We start from the raw sequence: 16242 nt of genomic DNA, 5'->3' as shown, positions 1-16242 counted from the left end.
AAAGTATTTAAGGAATATCGATCATGGCTGCTAAAGAAGTTAAATTCGGCGATTCCGCCCGTAAGAAAATGCTCGCCGGTGTCAACGTCCTGGCTGACGCAGTGAAAGCGACCCTGGGCCCTAAAGGCCGTAACGTGATCATCGAGAAGAGCTTCGGCGCTCCGACCATCACCAAGGACGGCGTTTCCGTAGCCAAAGAAATCGAGCTGAAAGACCGTTTCGAAAACATGGGCGCGCAGCTGGTCAAAGACGTTGCCTCCCGTGCCAACGATGACGCAGGCGACGGCACCACCACCGCGACCGTTCTGGCTCAATCGATCGTCAACGAAGGCCTGAAAGCCGTCGCTGCCGGCATGAACCCGATGGACCTGAAACGCGGTATCGACAAAGCGACCATCGCTATCGTCAAAGAGCTCAAAGCCCTGTCCAAGCCATGCGCTGACACCAAGGCCATCGCTCAGGTCGGCACCATCTCGGCCAACTCCGACAGCTCCATCGGCGACATCATTGCCGAAGCCATGGAAAAAGTCGGTAAAGAAGGCGTGATCACCGTTGAAGAAGGCTCGGGCCTGGAAAACGAACTGTCGGTTGTAGAAGGCATGCAGTTCGACCGTGGCTACCTGTCCCCGTACTTCGTCAACAAGCCAGAGACCATGACCGCCGAACTGGACGGTCCGCTGATCCTGCTGGTCGACAAAAAGATCTCGAACATCCGCGAAATGCTGCCAGTGCTGGAAGCCGTTGCCAAAGCCGGCCGTCCTCTGCTGATCGTTGCCGAAGACGTTGAAGGCGAAGCCCTGGCGACTCTGGTTGTGAACAACATGCGCGGCATCGTTAAAGTGGCTGCCGTCAAAGCCCCAGGCTTCGGCGACCGTCGCAAGGCCATGCTGCAGGACATCGCTGTTCTGACTGGCGGTACCGTTATCTCCGAAGAGATCGGCCTGAGCCTGGAAAGCACTACCCTGGAACACCTGGGTAATGCCAAGCGCGTGATCCTGTCCAAAGAAAACACCACCATCATCGATGGTGCTGGCGTTGAGGCTGACATCCAGGCTCGCGTTGTGCAGATCCGTCAACAAGTGGCTGACACTTCGTCCGACTACGACCGTGAAAAACTGCAAGAGCGTCTGGCCAAGCTGTCCGGCGGCGTTGCAGTGATCAAGGTTGGCGCTGGCTCCGAAGTTGAAATGAAAGAGAAGAAAGCCCGCGTTGAAGACGCCCTGCACGCTACCCGTGCAGCCGTTGAAGAAGGCGTGGTACCTGGCGGTGGCGTGGCACTGGTTCGCGCTCTGCAAGCGATCTCCGAGCTGAAAGGCGACAACGATGACCAGAACGTAGGCATCCAGTTGCTGCGTCGCGCTGTTGAAGCGCCACTGCGCCAGATCGTTGCCAACTCCGGCGACGAGCCAAGCGTTGTTGTCGACAAGGTCAAGCAGGGTAAGGGTAACTACGGTTACAACGCTGCTACCGGCGAATACGGCGACATGATCGAAATGGGTATCCTGGACCCGGCCAAAGTGACCCGTTCGGCTCTGCAAGCGGCTTCGTCGATTGCCAGCCTGATGATCACCACCGAAGCCATGATCGCCGAGATCAAGGAAGACGCACCAGCTGGCGGCGGCATGCCAGACATGGGCGGTATGGGCGGCATGGGCGGCATGATGTAAGCCAGCCTTACCCCGTACGAAAAAACCCCGCAGGCGTAAAGCCCGCGGGGTTTTTTTATGGCTGTAACATATCGGCAGAGGTCTGCAGTACCTTCCCTGACAGGGTTTGGATCAACAGATCTATCCCTGAGCCACTCTTGGCCTTAAGCTGCGCGGTCCAAGACGGCCGTAACTGTATACGGAGCAAGTGCCCATGCGAATTCTATTGGTTGAAGACAACCGCGACATCCTCGCCAATCTGGCCGATTACCTGGGGCTTAAAGGCTATACCGTGGATTGCGCGCAGGACGGTTTGTCAGGTCTGCACCTGGCGGCCACCGAGCATTACGACCTGATCGTGCTCGACATCATGCTGCCCGGCATCGATGGCTACACCCTGTGCAAACGCCTGCGTGAAGATGCCCGGCGCGATACCCCGGTGATCATGTTGACTGCCCGTGACCAACTGGATGACCGGCTGCAGGGCTTCAAATCCGGTGCCGATGATTACCTGGTCAAACCGTTTGCCCTGTCTGAACTGGCGGCGCGCATCGAGGCGGTCATGCGTCGTACCCAGGGTGGCGGTCGCCGTGCCTTGCAGGTTGGCGATCTGAGTTATGACCTCGACACGCTGGAAGTGACCCGCGAAGGTCGCCTGCTGAAACTCAACCCGGTAGGCCTCAAGCTGCTGGCGGTATTGATGCAGAAAAGCCCGCACGTCTTGCGTCGCGAAATACTCGAAGAAGCCCTTTGGGGTGATGACTGTCCGGACAGCGACAGCCTGCGCAGTCATGTCCATCAGTTGCGTCAGGTGATCGACAAGCCGTTCGCCAAACCCTTGCTGCAAACCGTGCACGGCGTCGGCTATCGCCTGGCCGAGGGGCGTGATGGAGTTTAAGCAGAGCCTTGCTCAGCGGATCATTATTGCCTTTGCCTTGATGAGTGCGTTGGTGGCGGGGGCATTTGCCATGGGTATTGTGGCGACTGTACATCTGGTCGAAGCAAAGCTGATTTCTGCCGGCCTGGGTGGCGATTTACAGCGTTTGCTGTTGATGGACAGCATGAGCGACTGGCGCCACCGGCCCGAGCCCGATCAGTTGTTCTACTTCAGTGGCGGCCCTGGCGACTTCGACTTGCCCAGGGACCTGCGGCATCTGACTGCGGGCTTTCATGAAGTGTTTCGCGAGCAGCTGTCATACCACGCGCTCGTCGAGATCGTTGACGGCCGACGCTACGTCCTGTTGCAGGATCAAAGCGATTTCGAAGAACGCGAGCGAGTGCTGTTTGCGGTGGTACTGGTGGGGTTTGTATTAAGTCTGGCATTGGCGGTGTTCCTCGGCTGGGTGCTCGCGCGCAAGGTCATGGCGCCGGTGGTCCGGCTGGCACGCCAGGTGCGTCACCGCGATCAACTGCTTGGTCTGGCACCGCCCCTGGCGCCGGACTATGCCGCCGATGAAGTCGGTGAACTGGCCGTCGCCTTCGACGCCACGCTGGGCCGGTTGCGCCAGGCGCTGAGTCGCGAACGGCTGTTCACCAGCGACGTCAGTCACGAACTGCGCACCCCATTGATGGTATTGGCCAGCTCCTGCGAATTGTTGCTGGAGAACCCGGACCTCGATCAACGCAGTCGCAACCAGGTCGAGCGGATCGCTCGTGCCTGTGAAGAGATGCGCGAACTGGTCCAGACCTTCCTGATGCTCGCCCGGGCCCAGCGCGAAGATGCCAGCATGTCGCCGCAACATACCTTGGGGCAAGTGGCCGAGGACTTGCTCGGCCTGTGGCGCGAGCCGATCGAAGACAAGGGGCTCACGCTGTTTTATGAACCCGGCAACCCGACGGATACGCGCTATAACGCGACATTCCTGCACGCAGTCATGGGTAACCTGTTGCGTAATGCCTTGCACTACACCGACAGCGGGTTTATTCGCTTGACCATTCTGCCTCGCGGTTTTCTGGTCGAAGACAGCGGTGTCGGTATTCCCGAAGAGAAGCGCGAAGCGATGTTCGAGCCGTTTGTGCGCGGTGGCGAGAAGCGTGGGGAAGGGCTTGGGTTGGGCCTGTCGCTGGTGCAGCGAATTTGTGAAAACCAGGGCTGGAGCGTCAATCTCAGCACCATGGAACCCAACGGCTGCCGCTTTTATGTCGAACTGGGCAAGCCGGACGCCTGATGCCTCGGTCGCGACCGTAGAGGCAGAGTTCGAGCAGGCGGATTTCGCATGACATGAAACAGCTGCGCCGCCACTCGTCGTGGGGCTCGGCAGACTGGGCGAAGCTCATCTACTTTTATAAGTAGGCATTTGGCAGCTCCATCGAAGGTTTGCAGTGATGAAACTAGAAATTGCTAGGGGTCTATTTTTGGCAGGAGCCTTGGCAGTTGTTTCACTGGCGGTGGTCGGACTGGAGCAGCCACGTACGCAAGTTCTCAGTGCAAAGAATGGCGGCGTGCATTGCCCGCTGCCACGGGTTGCGAAGTCATCCACGGTGACCCACTCCGAAAATGATGAGTTGTTGTTGTTCATGTTAGGCATGACTCAGGGAATGAAACACCAAAGTTGAAAACCTTCAGCCCACATCAAAGGCCTCGCATACGCGAGGCTTTTTGCTTTTTGTGGTGGATCGTTCCCACGTGCAGCGAAGGAACGCCCAATGGACGCTTTGCGTCCGCTTCTGAATGTGACGCGGAGCGTCACTGGCTGCATTCCCACGCAGAGCGTGGGAACGATCTAACTCTCAGGTCTTGTCGGGTTTGGCCAGCAACGTGTAGATGCAGGGCAGCACGAACAGCGTGAACAGTGTCCCGATCGACATACCCGTGGCGATCACCATCCCGATATCGTAGCGGCTGACGGCCCCCGCGCCGGTGGCGATGATCAACGGCACCATGCCGAAGACCATGGCGGCCGTGGTCATCAATACCGGGCGCAGGCGAATGGCTGCCGCTTGCTCCACGGCTTCGCGGGGCGTCAGGCCCTTGTCCTTGCGCAACTGGTTGGCAAACTGGACGATCAGGATCCCGTGTTTGCTGATCAGTCCGATCAAGGTCACCAGCCCGACCTGGGTATAGATGTTCATGCTCGACCAGCCCAGGAACAACGGAATCAGCGCGCCGCAAATCGACAGCGGCACGGTCACCAGAATCACCAGTGGATCGCGGAAGCTTTCGAACTGCGCCGCCAGCACCAGGAAAATGATCGCCAGTGCCAGGGCGAAGGTCACCCACAAGGCGCTACCTTCCTGAACGTACTGGCGCGAGGTGCCGGCGTAATCGAAGGCAAACCCCGGCGGTGCTTCTTCTTGGGCGATCTGGCGCACGGTATCAATCGCCTCGCCCATGCTGACCGTCGAAACGCCGGAGAGAATCGCCGAGTTGAGTTGCTGGAACTGGTTCAACTGCCGCGGTCGTGCCCGGTCACTGATGGTGATCAGGGTCGACAAGGGCAGCAGTTCACCTTTGGTGTTTTTAACGTAGTAGTTGCTCAGCCAATCGGGGTTGTCCCGGTAGGGCCGTTCGACCTGGGCGATGACCTTGTAGCTGCGCCCCTCGATGGTGAAACGGTTGATCTCGGCTTCTGCCAGCAACGTCGACAGGGTTACGCCCAAATCCTCCATCGAGACGCCCATTTGAGCTGCCTTGGCGCGGTCGATATCAACCACGACTTCGGGCTTGTCGAAGGCCAGGTCGATGTCGAGGAATGCGAACTTGCCGGATTCCAGGGCACGCTTTTTCACCCGATTGATCACCTCGAGCAGTGACGCGTAGTCATTGGCGGTGTTGATCACGAACTGGAACGGCAAGCCTTCACCCGTACCTGGTAGAGAGGGCAGGTTGAAGCCGAAGATTTGCAGGCCGGTGATGTTTGAAAGCTTGCTTTGCACTATTGGCAGAAGCTGCATCTGGGTTCGTTTGCGCTCATTCCAGGGTTTGAGCAGGAAACCGCCAATCCCTGACTGCACGCCGTTGAATCCGTTGATCTGGAAGGACGAGTAGTACTCGGGAAACGCCTTGAAGATCGCGAGGAATTCGTCGGTGTAGGTATTAAGGTAGTCCAGGTTGGCCGGTTGCGGGGCGTTGGCCATCATGAAAATGATGCCCTGATCCTCATCCGGTGCCAGTTCAGACTTGGTGAACTTGAGAAACACTGGAATCAGGCACAGCACGATCACGGCAAACACCAGCACCACCGGCCGGGTATTGAGCGTGCCGTGCAGCATGCTTTGATAACGACGCTTGAGCCCTTCGAAAATCAGATCGAGGCGATGGGCCAGGCCTGACGGGTTTTCATCGTGACGCAAGAGCAGTGCGCACATCATCGGCGACAGCGTCAGCGCAACGATCCCGGAAATCACCACGGCACCGGCCAGGGTCAGCGCGAACTCCTTGAACAGGGCACCGGTCAGGCCCGTCAGAAAGCCGATGGGCGCATAGACCGCCGCCAGGGTGATGGTCATCGAGACCACCGGCATGGCGATTTCCCGGGCGCCTTCGAGGGCCGCGTCCAGCGGCGTTTTGCCTTCTTCTATGTGTCGGTGGATGTTTTCCACCACGACGATGGCGTCGTCCACCACCAGGCCGATGGCCAGCACCATCGCCAGCAAGGTCAGCAGGTTGATCGAGTAGCCCATCAGTTGCATGAAGAACATCACGCCAATCATCGACAGTGGAATGGTCACCACCGGGATCAGCACCGAACGCAGCGCGCCAAGGAACAGGAACACCACGACAATCACGATCAGCACCGCTTCGAAGAGGGTTTTCACCACTTCATTGATCGAGGCCTGAATGAACAGCGTGGCGTCGTAGGCGATTTCGGCCTTGAGGGTGGGTGGCAGCTGGGATTCCAGCTCCGGCATGAGCTTGCGCACTTCCTTGATCACGTCCAGCGGGTTGGCGGCCGGTGTGGCCTTGATCCCGATGTACACCGACGGTGTACCGCCGAAGGAGCTGACGGTGTTGTAGTTCTCGGCACCCATCTCCACGCGTGCCACATCGCTGAGCAGTACCCGGCTGTCACCTTCGGTTTTCAAAGGAATTGCGGCAAAGGCTTCGGCGGTCTTCAACTCGGTATTGGCGTTGATACTGGTGACGACGTACTCGCCTTTGACTTCACCGGCGGCGGACAGGAAGTTGTACTGGCGCACGGCGTTGGTGACGTCACTGGCGCTCAAGCCGAAACCGGCAAGTTTTACCGGGTCGAGCCAAAGCCGCATGGCAAACACCTGGTTGCCGAGAATGGCGGCTTCAGCCATGCCGGGAAGGGTGGCGAGCTTGGGCTGGATCACCCGCGACAGATAATCGGTGATCTGCGGGTTGTTCAGCTCCTTGCTGAAAAAGCTCATGTACATCAGCGCCGAGGCACCTGCGGCCTCCTTGCTCAGCACCGGGTCTTCAGCGTCTTTGGGCAGCTTGTTCTTGACCTCGTTGGCCTTGGCCAGCAGCTCGGTGAACAACCGGTCGCTGTTGGAGCCAATACGTGCGTAGACCGAAATCACCGAGAAGTTCTGGCGGCTGACCGAGGTCATGTAGTCGATGCCTTCGGCACTGGCCAGGCTTTGCTGCAAGGGTTGGGTGATGTAGCCCTGAATGGTTTCGGCGTTGGCGCCGGGGTAGGCAGTGGTCACCGTGATCAGCGCGTTCTCCATTTGCGGATATTGGCGCAGCGGCAGTTTGCTCCAGGCCTGGAAACCCAGCAGCACAATCAGCAGGCTGACCACGGTGGCGAGCACCGGGCGGCGGATGAACGGATCGGTAAACGCCATGGGAATTCCTTGATCAGTTCGCGCGCGGTTGGCGGGTCTGTTCGGCTGGCAGGTTCTTGTCGGGGCTGACGACAATGTGCGTGCCGTTGTCGAGTTTGATCTGACCGGCACTGACCACTTGCTCGCCGTTCTGCAGGCCTTTGTTGATCAACACCAGGCCTTCGCGACGCTCGCCGGTTTCGATGAAACGCCGTTCGGCGATCAGGATCGGCTGGCCCTGCTCGTCTTTCTCGACGTTGCCGTTCGCGTCCTTCTTCTGGGCGACCACGTAGAGCGAATTGCCGTAGAGGGTGTAGGTGATCGCGCCTTCCGGTACGACGATTTTGGGCTGTGGGTCCGGCAACATGACCTGCAGGCTGGCGAACATGCCCGGCAGTAATGTGCCGTCCGGGTTGGCCAGGGTGGCACGCACCAGCACGTTGCGGGTGCTGTTTTCGACCTTGGGGTTGATCGCGCTGATGGCACCGGGGAAGTTCTGTGTCGGGTAGGCCGGGACCGTGACTTGAACCGCCTGACCGAGGGCGATTTTCGGCACCGATTGTTCCGGCACGTAGAAGTCGACGTAAAGGCTGCTCAAGTCCTGCAGGGTGGCGATGACCGTGCCGCTGGGCAGGAAGTCGCCGACGTCGACCTGACGAATGCCGATGGTGCCGCTGAAGGGCGCGACGATGTGTTTCTTCGCCAGCGCAGCCTTGAGCTGATTGACCGTGGCCTTGTTCTTGGCGAGCACTGCAGTGAGCCGGTCGAACTCGCCCTTGGAGATCGCCTGACTGCCAACCAATTGACTGCCACGGCCGTAATCGAGTTGCGCCAGACCAAGGTCGGCCTGGGCGGTTTCCAGCAGGGCACTTTCAACGGCGCTGTCGAGCTGCACGAGCGGCTGACCAGCCTTGACCTTCTGTCCGGATTCGAACTGCACGTCCTTGACCGTACCGGCGGTCTCCAGACTCAGGTTGACCCCTTGCAGCGCCTTGAGTGTGCCGACCGTGGGCAAGCGGGTTTGCCAGGGCCGTTCGGTGGCCGTGGCCACGGCAACGCTCACCGGTGGTCTTGGCACAGCGAAGGTCTGGATCATCTTGTAGATGGAGAAGGCCTTGTAGCCTCCCAGCATCAGGACGATCAACAGCACGACACCCAACATGATCAGCATGCGACGACGCAGCATATTCCACTTCCTTGGAAAAAATCAGGTGAGACAGGCCGAACATTACTCCGTGTATGTCGGTGATTCCAATTGATGTTTCCGGGTGTTCTCAGGAACAGGATCGCAGCCTTTGGCAGCTCATTGTTGATCGTTCCCACGCTCTGCGTGGGAATGCCTCACCGGACGCTCTGCGTCCGCTTCGGCAGGTGACGCGGAGCGTCACTGGCTGCATTCCCACGCGGGAGCGTGGGAACGATCAAACGATCAATTTGGCAGCGCAGATTTCAGACCAGATGCAGGTGGTTATCCCAGAGCCCGGCGGGGAGTTCGAGGGGTTTTGCCAGCAGCGGTGTCTGGCGACAATCATAGAAACGGCAACGCCCTTGCCCCGAGGTCACGACAAAGCCATCGGCCACTGCACCGACACCGGCACAGTCGGGCAGCGGCGCATCGAGGCGCACTTCGCCGCTGTCCAGGTCCCAGATGAAAAAACGGTTGCCGCGCGGTGCGGTGAGCGCCACCAGCCGCAAGTCACTGTGCACCGCGACGCTCGCGGTGTAGTGCCCCATGGCCTGCAATTGGTGCTCGGCCACCGGGAAGGCGACAAAGGGCTGGCCGGGACGCTTGATCGCCAACAGCTCGGATGATTCATGGGCGGCGCCCATGAATTGCTGGCCGGTGACAATGGTGCCGTCGCTGGCGATCCCCATATGACGCACGCTGTTCATCTGCTGAGCCAGGGTTTCCTTGCTCAACAGGGTGCCGTCGCGTTGCATCAGTACCAGGCTGGGTTCCATGGCGTCGAGGTTCATCTCGACCCGGCTTTCGGCTTCGGTACGAATCCCGCCATTGGCCACCACCAGGGTTTCACCGTCGGGCATCCATGACACCTGATGCGGGCCGATGCCGTGGGTGGAAATCTCGCCGCTGTAAACCAACCGCTGACCCTCGAAACGGTACACCCCGAGCAGGCCGCGACCCGGGTCGGTGGTGTCGTTTTCGGTGGCGTACAGCCAGTCGCCGCTTTTATGAATAACCGCGTGACCGTAGAAGTGCCGGTTCGGTTGCGACACCACGGTTTGCAGCAGTGTGCCGTCACGCAGATCGACCAGATAGCTCTCGGTGCCCGGCCGCCGAGCGACGAACAGCGCAATCGGCAGAGCAGGGTGATTGATGATGTCGTGGCAGCGTTGGCCGACTTCAGTGGCGAACACGCGAGTGCCGTCCAGCCGATAGCCGACCGCGTAATGTTTGCCGTCGCTGTCGTCGCGCGCCGAAAGCAGCAAAGGACCGTGGTCCTTTTGCCTGAACAGCTTCCAGCCGCCCAGCGTTACGGCGCCCAGCAACAAACTGCCTAATGTCAGAGCCTGACGTCGCAGCATGGCGCTACCCCTCATCAGTCACCGTCGTTGGCGTTGAAGCCCAGCTGGATGCCCAGCGCCTTGGCCAGATCACCTTCGTGCAGGCGATGGACGACGTTGAGGCTGTCGTAGAGGTCGTTGAGTTGCTGGCGACCGGCATCGTCGGTGAGCATTTCAGTCAGCGAGCGCTGGCTGCTTTCAAACAGTTTCAACGACGCGGCGTAGGCGGCATCGATCTTGTCCGCCAGCGGCTTTTGCTCGGCCGGCAACAGGCCACGCAGGCCCTTGTTGTCGACGCCGACCCAGACCGTCCGGGCGGCAGCCAGGCTCGCTTCCATGCTTTGCAGCGACGTATGACTGCGCCATGCATCCGCCTGGAACGGCTGTGGAATGCCCTTGGTCTGGCGCCCCATCGGCGTGCCGAGTTTTTTCTTCAGGGTATCCAGTGCCGTCACTTGAGCGCGCAGCAGATCGGCGATGGCTTCGTGGGAGTCGGCGTAACGCTGGTTCGGGAATTTGCTCAGTTGCGCAAGCATGCCGTCGGTGCTGTTCCAGCTGGCGAGGATCTCTTCGGCCAGCAGCTTCTGACGTTCGCCGATGGCGGTCAGCAGCGGGCAGTAACGGGCTTTTTGCGCGGCGTCGGCCACGTTGGTCTTGTCGTCGAACAGAATGTACTCATAGGCCGAGAGGCCCTGCACGACGACACTGGATTTGGCCAACGCAGCGGCGTCGATCTGCGGTTGTGCGGTGATCAGTTGCTCGACCTGACGCCCGACCAGGTTTTTCTTGTCCGGCCAGAACTGCACCTGCCAGGAGCGATTGCCTTCGGCCAATGGGCCAACCAGCAACGGTTGCAATTGTGCCCAGGCTTTTTGTGCATGGAGGAAGTCGGCGCGAGCCGTTGCAAGGTCCGCCTTGCCTTCGCAATAGGCCAGCGCGCTGACGGCCAATTGGCGGTCGGCTTCTACCCAGCGACTGTAGGTCGGCAGGATCACTTGTTTGGCGATGGCTGCCGAGGTGACGGCTTGAGGGTCCTGAGGCGAGCAGGCACCGAGGACGAGTGCGGCAAGGCTGGTGAACAACAGCTTGGGGCGGAACATGTCGGGCTCCCTTTTTATATGGGCAAAAACTTATGGGGAATGCGTCAAAGAGAATTCAAAAAGGCCAGCAACGCAGCGCGCTGCTCGGCGTTGAACGCTAAAACCTGTTGCTGCGCCGCGCGTGCTTCACCGCCGTGCCAGAGCACGGCTTCGAGCAGATTGCGGGCGCGGCCGTCATGCAAAAACTGAGTGTGGCCACTGACCGTCTGCGTCAGGCCAATGCCCCACAACGGCGGGGTGCGCCAGTCGCGGCCAGAGGCCTGGAATTCGCTACGGTTATCGGCCAGGCCTTCACCCATGTCATGCAACAGCAGATCGCTGTACGGGCGAATCACCTGATTGGCCAATTCAGGTTCTGCGGCATTCGCGGCGGTGGTGAATGTCGGGGTGTGGCAGGACTGGCAACCGGCCTGATAGAACAGGTTTTTACCGGCCAGGACTTGCGAGCCGTTGACGTCACGGCGGGCCGGGACGGCCAGGTTACGGCTGTAGAACAGCACCAGACGCAAGATGTTGTCGCTGACTTCCGGCTCGCCATCCGGGCCATTGCCGTTAGGCGCCTGCAGGCAGTCAGTCTGGGCCGGGGTGCAATCATCGAACGGTCTCAGACTGGTGGTGAGGCCCATATCACCGGAAAACGCGTGAACGTTTTGCTGATTGAGATTTGGCTGCCCGGCTTTCCAGCCAAAGCGCCCCAAAACGGTCTTTTGCTGCGCGTCATCCCACACCCGGTTCGGGCGTCCGGCGATGCCGTTTCTGGCTTTAGCCTGGGCGTCGGCGTTGGCCAGAATATCTGCGTCGGAGATGGCTTCGAGCAGTCCGAGGCCAATCATCGGCGGGGCGACTCGAGCGGAAAAAAGCGTGTCGGGATGCATCGGACCGTAGCCCAGTTGGGTGATCAGCAACCTGGGTTTGCGCAGTTCGATTTCAGTGCCATCGGTAAAGCGTACCGGGACCGGATCATAGTCGACACGAACTTTGCCTTCGGGGGCGACGCCGGGCACAGCCATGTCCTGGAGTTGCCCGCCGTAGACCGGCTCAGGCACCACGCCCATGTGCTCGATGACCTTGGCATAGGCCGGCTCGTTGGGGATCGACAGACGCACCAGCATCGACACGGCGTTATCGGAATCGGCTGTCGGCGGATGACCGCGACCGTCCTTGATATGGCAGTTCTGGCAGGCGTTGGTGTTGAACAGCGGGCCGAGGCCGTCGCGGGCGGTGGTGGTCGAGGGGGCGATCACCCAAGGGCTACGGAAAAAACTGTTGCCGACGCTGAAGTCCAGCCGACGGGTCGGCGAGAGGTTGGCTGAAGGCAGGGAGAACGCATTCTGGTCGGTCTTTCTGACGGTCGCTGCGCCACCGGAGCGGGCTTCACCGGGTTCGGCCTTGGTAAAACGCGGGGCGTCATCGCAGGCACTCAGGCCCAGGGCCAGAAGCAGTGCAGACAAGCGAAGAGGCAGCGAGGGCATCGGCAATCCTGAAAGACGAGCCAAACAAGGGCGCAAAGTCTAACAGGGCGAGGGAGTTTGAATAAGAGGAATTATCGTTTGCTCCCACAGGGATAGATGTCAGGCAGGCAAAAAAGGCGACCCGAAGGTCGCCTTACTGATTCACTTAGCCAGCGTTGATCAGAACTCGTGATCAGCGTTGTCCGGGTTCAGGTCACTGATGCCCAGTTTGCCGGCAGCCAGTTCGATTGCGCTGGTCTGCTTGACCAGGGAAGCGATGGCGTCACGGACGATCTGGTTGCCAGCCGTGTTGCCGGCAGCGATCAGTTGGTCGTAGTGCTCACCCTTGTTGGCGTGATCAACCATGACCTGGATTTTGGCCTCGGTGGCGGCCAGGTCAGCCTTGAGCGCAGCATCGGCAGCCGGGTCGGCTTTGGCCACCAGCGACGACAGGCTGGCACCGGTCATTTTGGTGCCGTCGGTGCGGGTGTATTCGCCCAGGTACACGTTACGAATGCCTTTGGCATCGTAGAAGTGCGAGTTGTGGGTGTTGTCGCTGAAGCAGTCCTGTTCGTCTTCCGGGGAGTTGGCTTCCAGGGAAACTTTCATGCGCTCGCCCGCCAGTTCGCCCAGCGAGAGGCTACCCATGCCGAAGAGCATTTTGCGCAAACCGCTTTCAGCCGGTTCTTCTTCCAGCTCGGCGCGGTAGTTGTCGGGCACGTTCGGCTTCCAGTTGCCGACCATTTCTTCCAGATCGCTGACCAGTAACTGGGTCACGGCTTTCAGGTAAGCGCGACGACGATCGTTGTGGCCACCGGTAGCCCCGGCGCCTTCCAGGTAGTCCGAAGCCGGACGGTTGCCAGCACCAGGGCCGGTGCCGTTCAGGTCCTGGCCCCAGAGCAGGAATTCGATGGCGTGGTAACCCGTTGCGACGTTCGCTTCGGAACCACCCAACTCGTTCAGGCTGGCGAGTTTTTCCGGCGTGATGTCGGTCACGTCGATCTTGTCTTCACCCACCTGGATGGTCGTGTTGGCGATGATGTTGGCGTTGGCGCCCGGATTACCCAAGGCGTGCTCGTAGCTCCTGTCGACATAGTCGATCAGGCCTTCGTCGAGCGGCCAGGCGTTAACCTGACCTTCCCAATCGTCAATGATGGTGTTGCCGAAGCGGAACACTTCACTCTGCAAGTAAGGTACGCGTGCAGCGACCCAGGCAGCGCGAGCGGCTTTCAGCGTCTCGGCATTCGGCTTGGCGAGGAAGGCGTCGATGGCCGTTTGCAGGGTTTTCGCAGTGGATTCGGCATCGCTGAAGACCGCAAAAACCATGTCGGCGTAGTGCGCGACAACGGCTTTGCCAGCGGCTTCATCGACTTTTCCGGTAGCGGCAGGCGCAGCAGGTGCCGAAGTGCTGGTGGCCGGCGTAGGCGCTTGAGGAGCAGCAGCCTTGTCTTTACCTTCGCCGCAACCGGCGAGGGAAATAGCGATGGCCAGCAAACTGGCGGTAGCCAGAGGCATACGAATCATGGCGAACATCCTGCTTCGGTAAATAATGGACAGGCGCGGGGGTGCGCAAAACTGCGACATAATGCAAATCTTTCGCATTATGTGTAAAGGGCCGCGATTGGAAATATTTCTTGTTTACGAGGTGGTTGCGCCTGCACATGGCCTGTAGCAGCTGGCGCAGCCGGCGTTCGGCTGCGCCAGCTGCTACGGGATAGAGTCAGCTCACAAGATCAACGCATTACTGCGTTGGGCCTGTTTCAGATAAGCGGCCAGCTCCCGCGCAGGCAGCGGTTTGCTGTAGAAATAGCCCTGACCTTCGTGGCAGCCTTCGGAGATGATGTAAGCCTCTTGTTCGACCGTTTCCACCCCCTCGGCGATCACCTGCATGCCAAGGCTTTTGCCGAGCTGGATGATCGCGCGAACGATAGTTGCATCGTCGTCGTCATCGAGCAGGTCCTGAACGAAGCTCTTGTCGATCTTGATCTTGTCCAGCGGCAGACTCTTCAAATAACTCAGCGATGAGTAGCCGGTCCCGAAGTCGTCGATAGCGATCAAGGCGCCCGAACGGCGCAGGCTGAGCAGGTGTTGTGCGGCGGTGCTGATGTCTTCCATCAAGCCGGTCTCGGTGACTTCCAGCTCGAGGCTGCGCGGCGGCAGGCGATACATTTGCATCAGGTTGTTGATGACCCGCGGCAACTCGGCGTGGTGCAGTTGCACAGTGGACAGGTTGACCGCCATGCGCAGGTCGCTGAACCCCTGGTCGTGCCATTCACGCAGCTGTCGGCAGGCCTGGTCCAGCACCCATTCGCCGATGGCGATGATCGTGCCGTTCTGTTCGGCCAGCGGAATGAACAGATCCGGCGGCACCAGCCCGTGTTCCGGGTGTTGCCAGCGAATCAGCGCCTCGACACCGACCACCCGCTGATCGCGGTAACTGATCTGCGGTTGATAAACCAGATAGAACTGATTGCGGGTGAGGGCATCGCGCAGGTCTTTTTCCAGTTCGCGGCGACGGCGCATTTCGCTGTCGACGCTGGCGATATAGAACTGATAGCGATTGCGCGAACGGGTCTTGGCCAGGGTCATGGTCTGTTCGGCTTTCTGCAACAGCTTCTCGGTGCTGTCGCCATCTTCCGGGAACAGGGTGATGCCGATGGTTGCGCGCAGGCGGATTTCCTGATGATCGAGGGCAAACGCCGCTTCCAGGTCATCGAGGATGCTTTGTGCCAGCTCGGCGGCTTCGTAGGGTTGCTCGATATCGGCCTGAACCAGCGCGAACTGATCGCCCCCCAGGCGGGCGAGCGCGCCGAGACGACCACTGTGGGCACGCAGACGGTCGGCCAGGGCCAGCAGCAATTGGTCGCCAGTCTGGTAGCTGAACTGCTCGTTGATACCTTTGAAATCGTCCAGGCCCACACACAGCACGGCGACCCGGCGTTGCAGGCGACCGGCGTCTACCAGAATCTTGTCCAGTTGCTGCTGCAATTGCTGACGGTTCGGCAGGCCGGTGAGGAAATCGTATTGCGCCATGCGCAACAGGCTGTTTTCGGCTACGTGGCGCAGGTGGGTATTGCGCTCGATGGACTCAAGCAACTGGTTGGCGGTGTTGATCCAGATCCCCAGTTCGTTCTTTTCGTGGCCCTTGAGTTGCGGAATCTTGTGTTCGCTGGGGCGGTCGGGATTGACGTTGGTCAGGTGTTCGATGATCCGCGACAACGGTTTGGTCAGCAGCCAGTGATAGACCAGATACAGCACCAGGCCCATGGCCATGGCCCGCAATACGCCGGAGATGAAGATGATCACCGAGCTGACAATAAAGCTTTGACCATAGGTGGCGGTGTCGAGGGTGATACTGAGGTCGCCGTAATATTCGCTATAGGGGCCGCGTCCCACCAACTGCGTGGTGAACGTGCGTTCCTGGCCCAGAATAAGGTCGGTCAGCCAACGGCTGTGAGAATGCTGCAAGTCACGGGTTTTTTCCGCAAGCATGGCTTCATTGGGATGGCCGATGGAGGCCATGCGCACGGCGTCGTCCTGGAACAGGCCTTCGATAACCTGCATACCCATTTCCCGATCGAGGCTGTACACCGCCTGGGTCGAGGGGTCGCGGAACATGTCGAGGATGCGCTGGGCATCATTGGCCACGGCCTGGCGTGTTTTATATGCATCGAAAACAATCTGCGCGCAGCTCAACACCACACCGACGATCAATGCCGACAGGAGCACGACCCGGAGCAACTTCACCGACAAGCTGTTTTTGAGTTCCAGCTTCAAAGGGGT

General features: G+C 59.7%; 11 protein-coding genes and 1 pseudogene. 5 read left to right on the top strand and 7 right to left on the bottom strand.

Annotated elements, in window-relative coordinates; translation table 11 throughout:
- The first annotated feature begins 23 nt into the window (after nt 1–23).
- The 5 genes and pseudogenes from groL (at nt 24) to FPT12_RS18115 (ending at nt 4202) form a co-directional block, all read left to right on the top strand.
- Nucleotides 24–1667: a chaperonin GroEL gene (groL, locus tag FPT12_RS18135; RefSeq protein WP_054593791.1), complete on the top strand. Its 1644-nt coding sequence runs from the start codon at nt 24–26 to the stop codon at nt 1665–1667.
- Nucleotides 1668–1860: 193 nt separating this feature from the next.
- On the top strand, nt 1861–2544 hold the full coding sequence (colR, locus tag FPT12_RS18130) for a two-component system response regulator ColR (RefSeq protein ID WP_054593790.1): 684 nt from the start codon (nt 1861–1863) through the stop codon (nt 2542–2544).
- Nucleotides 2534–3814, top strand: coding sequence for a HAMP domain-containing sensor histidine kinase (locus FPT12_RS18125; RefSeq protein ID WP_145018065.1), 1281 nt, complete (start codon nt 2534–2536; stop codon nt 3812–3814). The genes colR and FPT12_RS18125 overlap by 11 nt, the downstream gene beginning before the upstream one ends.
- 35 nt (nt 3815–3849) lie before the next feature.
- Nucleotides 3850–3939: pseudogene (locus tag FPT12_RS28020) on the top strand (InaA protein); the annotation flags it as partial.
- A gap of 32 nt (nt 3940–3971) precedes the next feature.
- Entirely contained in the window at nt 3972–4202 is a 231-nt protein-coding gene (locus tag FPT12_RS18115; protein ID WP_145018062.1) for a hypothetical protein, read from the top strand.
- 174 nt (nt 4203–4376) lie between these two features.
- On the opposite strand, the gene FPT12_RS18110 is transcribed toward FPT12_RS18115, so the two are convergent.
- From FPT12_RS18110 to FPT12_RS18080, 7 genes are all read right to left on the bottom strand, one after another.
- Entirely contained in the window at nt 4377–7403 is a 3027-nt protein-coding gene (locus tag FPT12_RS18110; RefSeq protein ID WP_145018059.1) for a multidrug efflux RND transporter permease subunit, read from the bottom strand.
- A gap of 13 nt (nt 7404–7416) precedes the next feature.
- On the bottom strand, nt 7417–8568 hold the full coding sequence (locus tag FPT12_RS18105; protein WP_145018056.1) for an efflux RND transporter periplasmic adaptor subunit: 1152 nt from the start codon (nt 8566–8568) through the stop codon (nt 7417–7419).
- Nucleotides 8569–8831: 263 nt separating this feature from the next.
- Nucleotides 8832–9929, bottom strand: a complete 1098-nt coding sequence (locus tag FPT12_RS18100; RefSeq protein ID WP_145018053.1) for a DUF1513 domain-containing protein — start codon at nt 9927–9929, stop codon at nt 8832–8834.
- Between the two features lie 14 nt (nt 9930–9943).
- Nucleotides 9944–11008: an imelysin family protein gene (locus FPT12_RS18095; protein WP_145018049.1), complete on the bottom strand. Its 1065-nt coding sequence runs from the start codon at nt 11006–11008 to the stop codon at nt 9944–9946.
- A 44-nt stretch (nt 11009–11052) separates the two neighbouring features.
- Nucleotides 11053–12480 (bottom strand): di-heme oxidoredictase family protein, encoded by a 1428-nt coding sequence (locus tag FPT12_RS18090; RefSeq protein WP_145018045.1) that lies wholly within the window; start codon nt 12478–12480, stop codon nt 11053–11055.
- Nucleotides 12481–12639: 159 nt separating this feature from the next.
- Complete coding sequence (locus tag FPT12_RS18085) at nt 12640–13983, bottom strand: imelysin family protein (protein WP_145018042.1); 1344 nt, start codon at nt 13981–13983, stop codon at nt 12640–12642.
- A 201-nt stretch (nt 13984–14184) separates the two neighbouring features.
- Nucleotides 14185–16236 carry a bifunctional diguanylate cyclase/phosphodiesterase gene (locus FPT12_RS18080; RefSeq protein ID WP_145018039.1) on the bottom strand — a complete coding sequence of 684 codons (2052 nt, stop codon included), beginning with the start codon at nt 16234–16236 and terminating at the stop codon, nt 14185–14187.
- Nucleotides 16237–16242 lie beyond the last annotated feature (6 nt).

Source organism: Pseudomonas sp. H3(2019), from assembly GCF_007713465.1.
GTDB lineage: Bacteria > Pseudomonadota > Gammaproteobacteria > Pseudomonadales > Pseudomonadaceae > Aquipseudomonas.
Note: the sequence above shows the minus strand (reverse complement) of the source record. Positions and strands in the feature narration are given on the sequence as shown.

Bases quoted from the DNA above. Each gene is read 5' to 3' on its own strand.
- FPT12_RS18095 (WP_145018049.1), bottom strand. From the start codon at position 11,008: ATGTTCCGCCCCAAGCTGTTGTTCACCAGCCTTGCCGCACTCGTCCTC.
- FPT12_RS18105 (WP_145018056.1), bottom strand. From the start codon at position 8,568: ATGCTGCGTCGTCGCATGCTGATCATGTTGGGTGTCGTGCTGTTGATC.
- colR (WP_054593790.1), top strand. From the start codon at position 1,861: ATGCGAATTCTATTGGTTGAAGACAACCGCGACATCCTCGCCAATCTG.
- groL (WP_054593791.1), top strand. From the start codon at position 24: ATGGCTGCTAAAGAAGTTAAATTCGGCGATTCCGCCCGTAAGAAAATG.
- FPT12_RS18110 (WP_145018059.1), bottom strand. From the start codon at position 7,403: ATGGCGTTTACCGATCCGTTCATCCGCCGCCCGGTGCTCGCCACCGTG.
- FPT12_RS18100 (WP_145018053.1), bottom strand. From the start codon at position 9,929: ATGCTGCGACGTCAGGCTCTGACATTAGGCAGTTTGTTGCTGGGCGCC.
- FPT12_RS18125 (WP_145018065.1), top strand. From the start codon at position 2,534: ATGGAGTTTAAGCAGAGCCTTGCTCAGCGGATCATTATTGCCTTTGCC.
- FPT12_RS18085 (WP_145018042.1), bottom strand. From the start codon at position 13,983: ATGATTCGTATGCCTCTGGCTACCGCCAGTTTGCTGGCCATCGCTATT.
- FPT12_RS18115 (WP_145018062.1), top strand. From the start codon at position 3,972: ATGAAACTAGAAATTGCTAGGGGTCTATTTTTGGCAGGAGCCTTGGCA.
- FPT12_RS18090 (WP_145018045.1), bottom strand. From the start codon at position 12,480: ATGCCCTCGCTGCCTCTTCGCTTGTCTGCACTGCTTCTGGCCCTGGGC.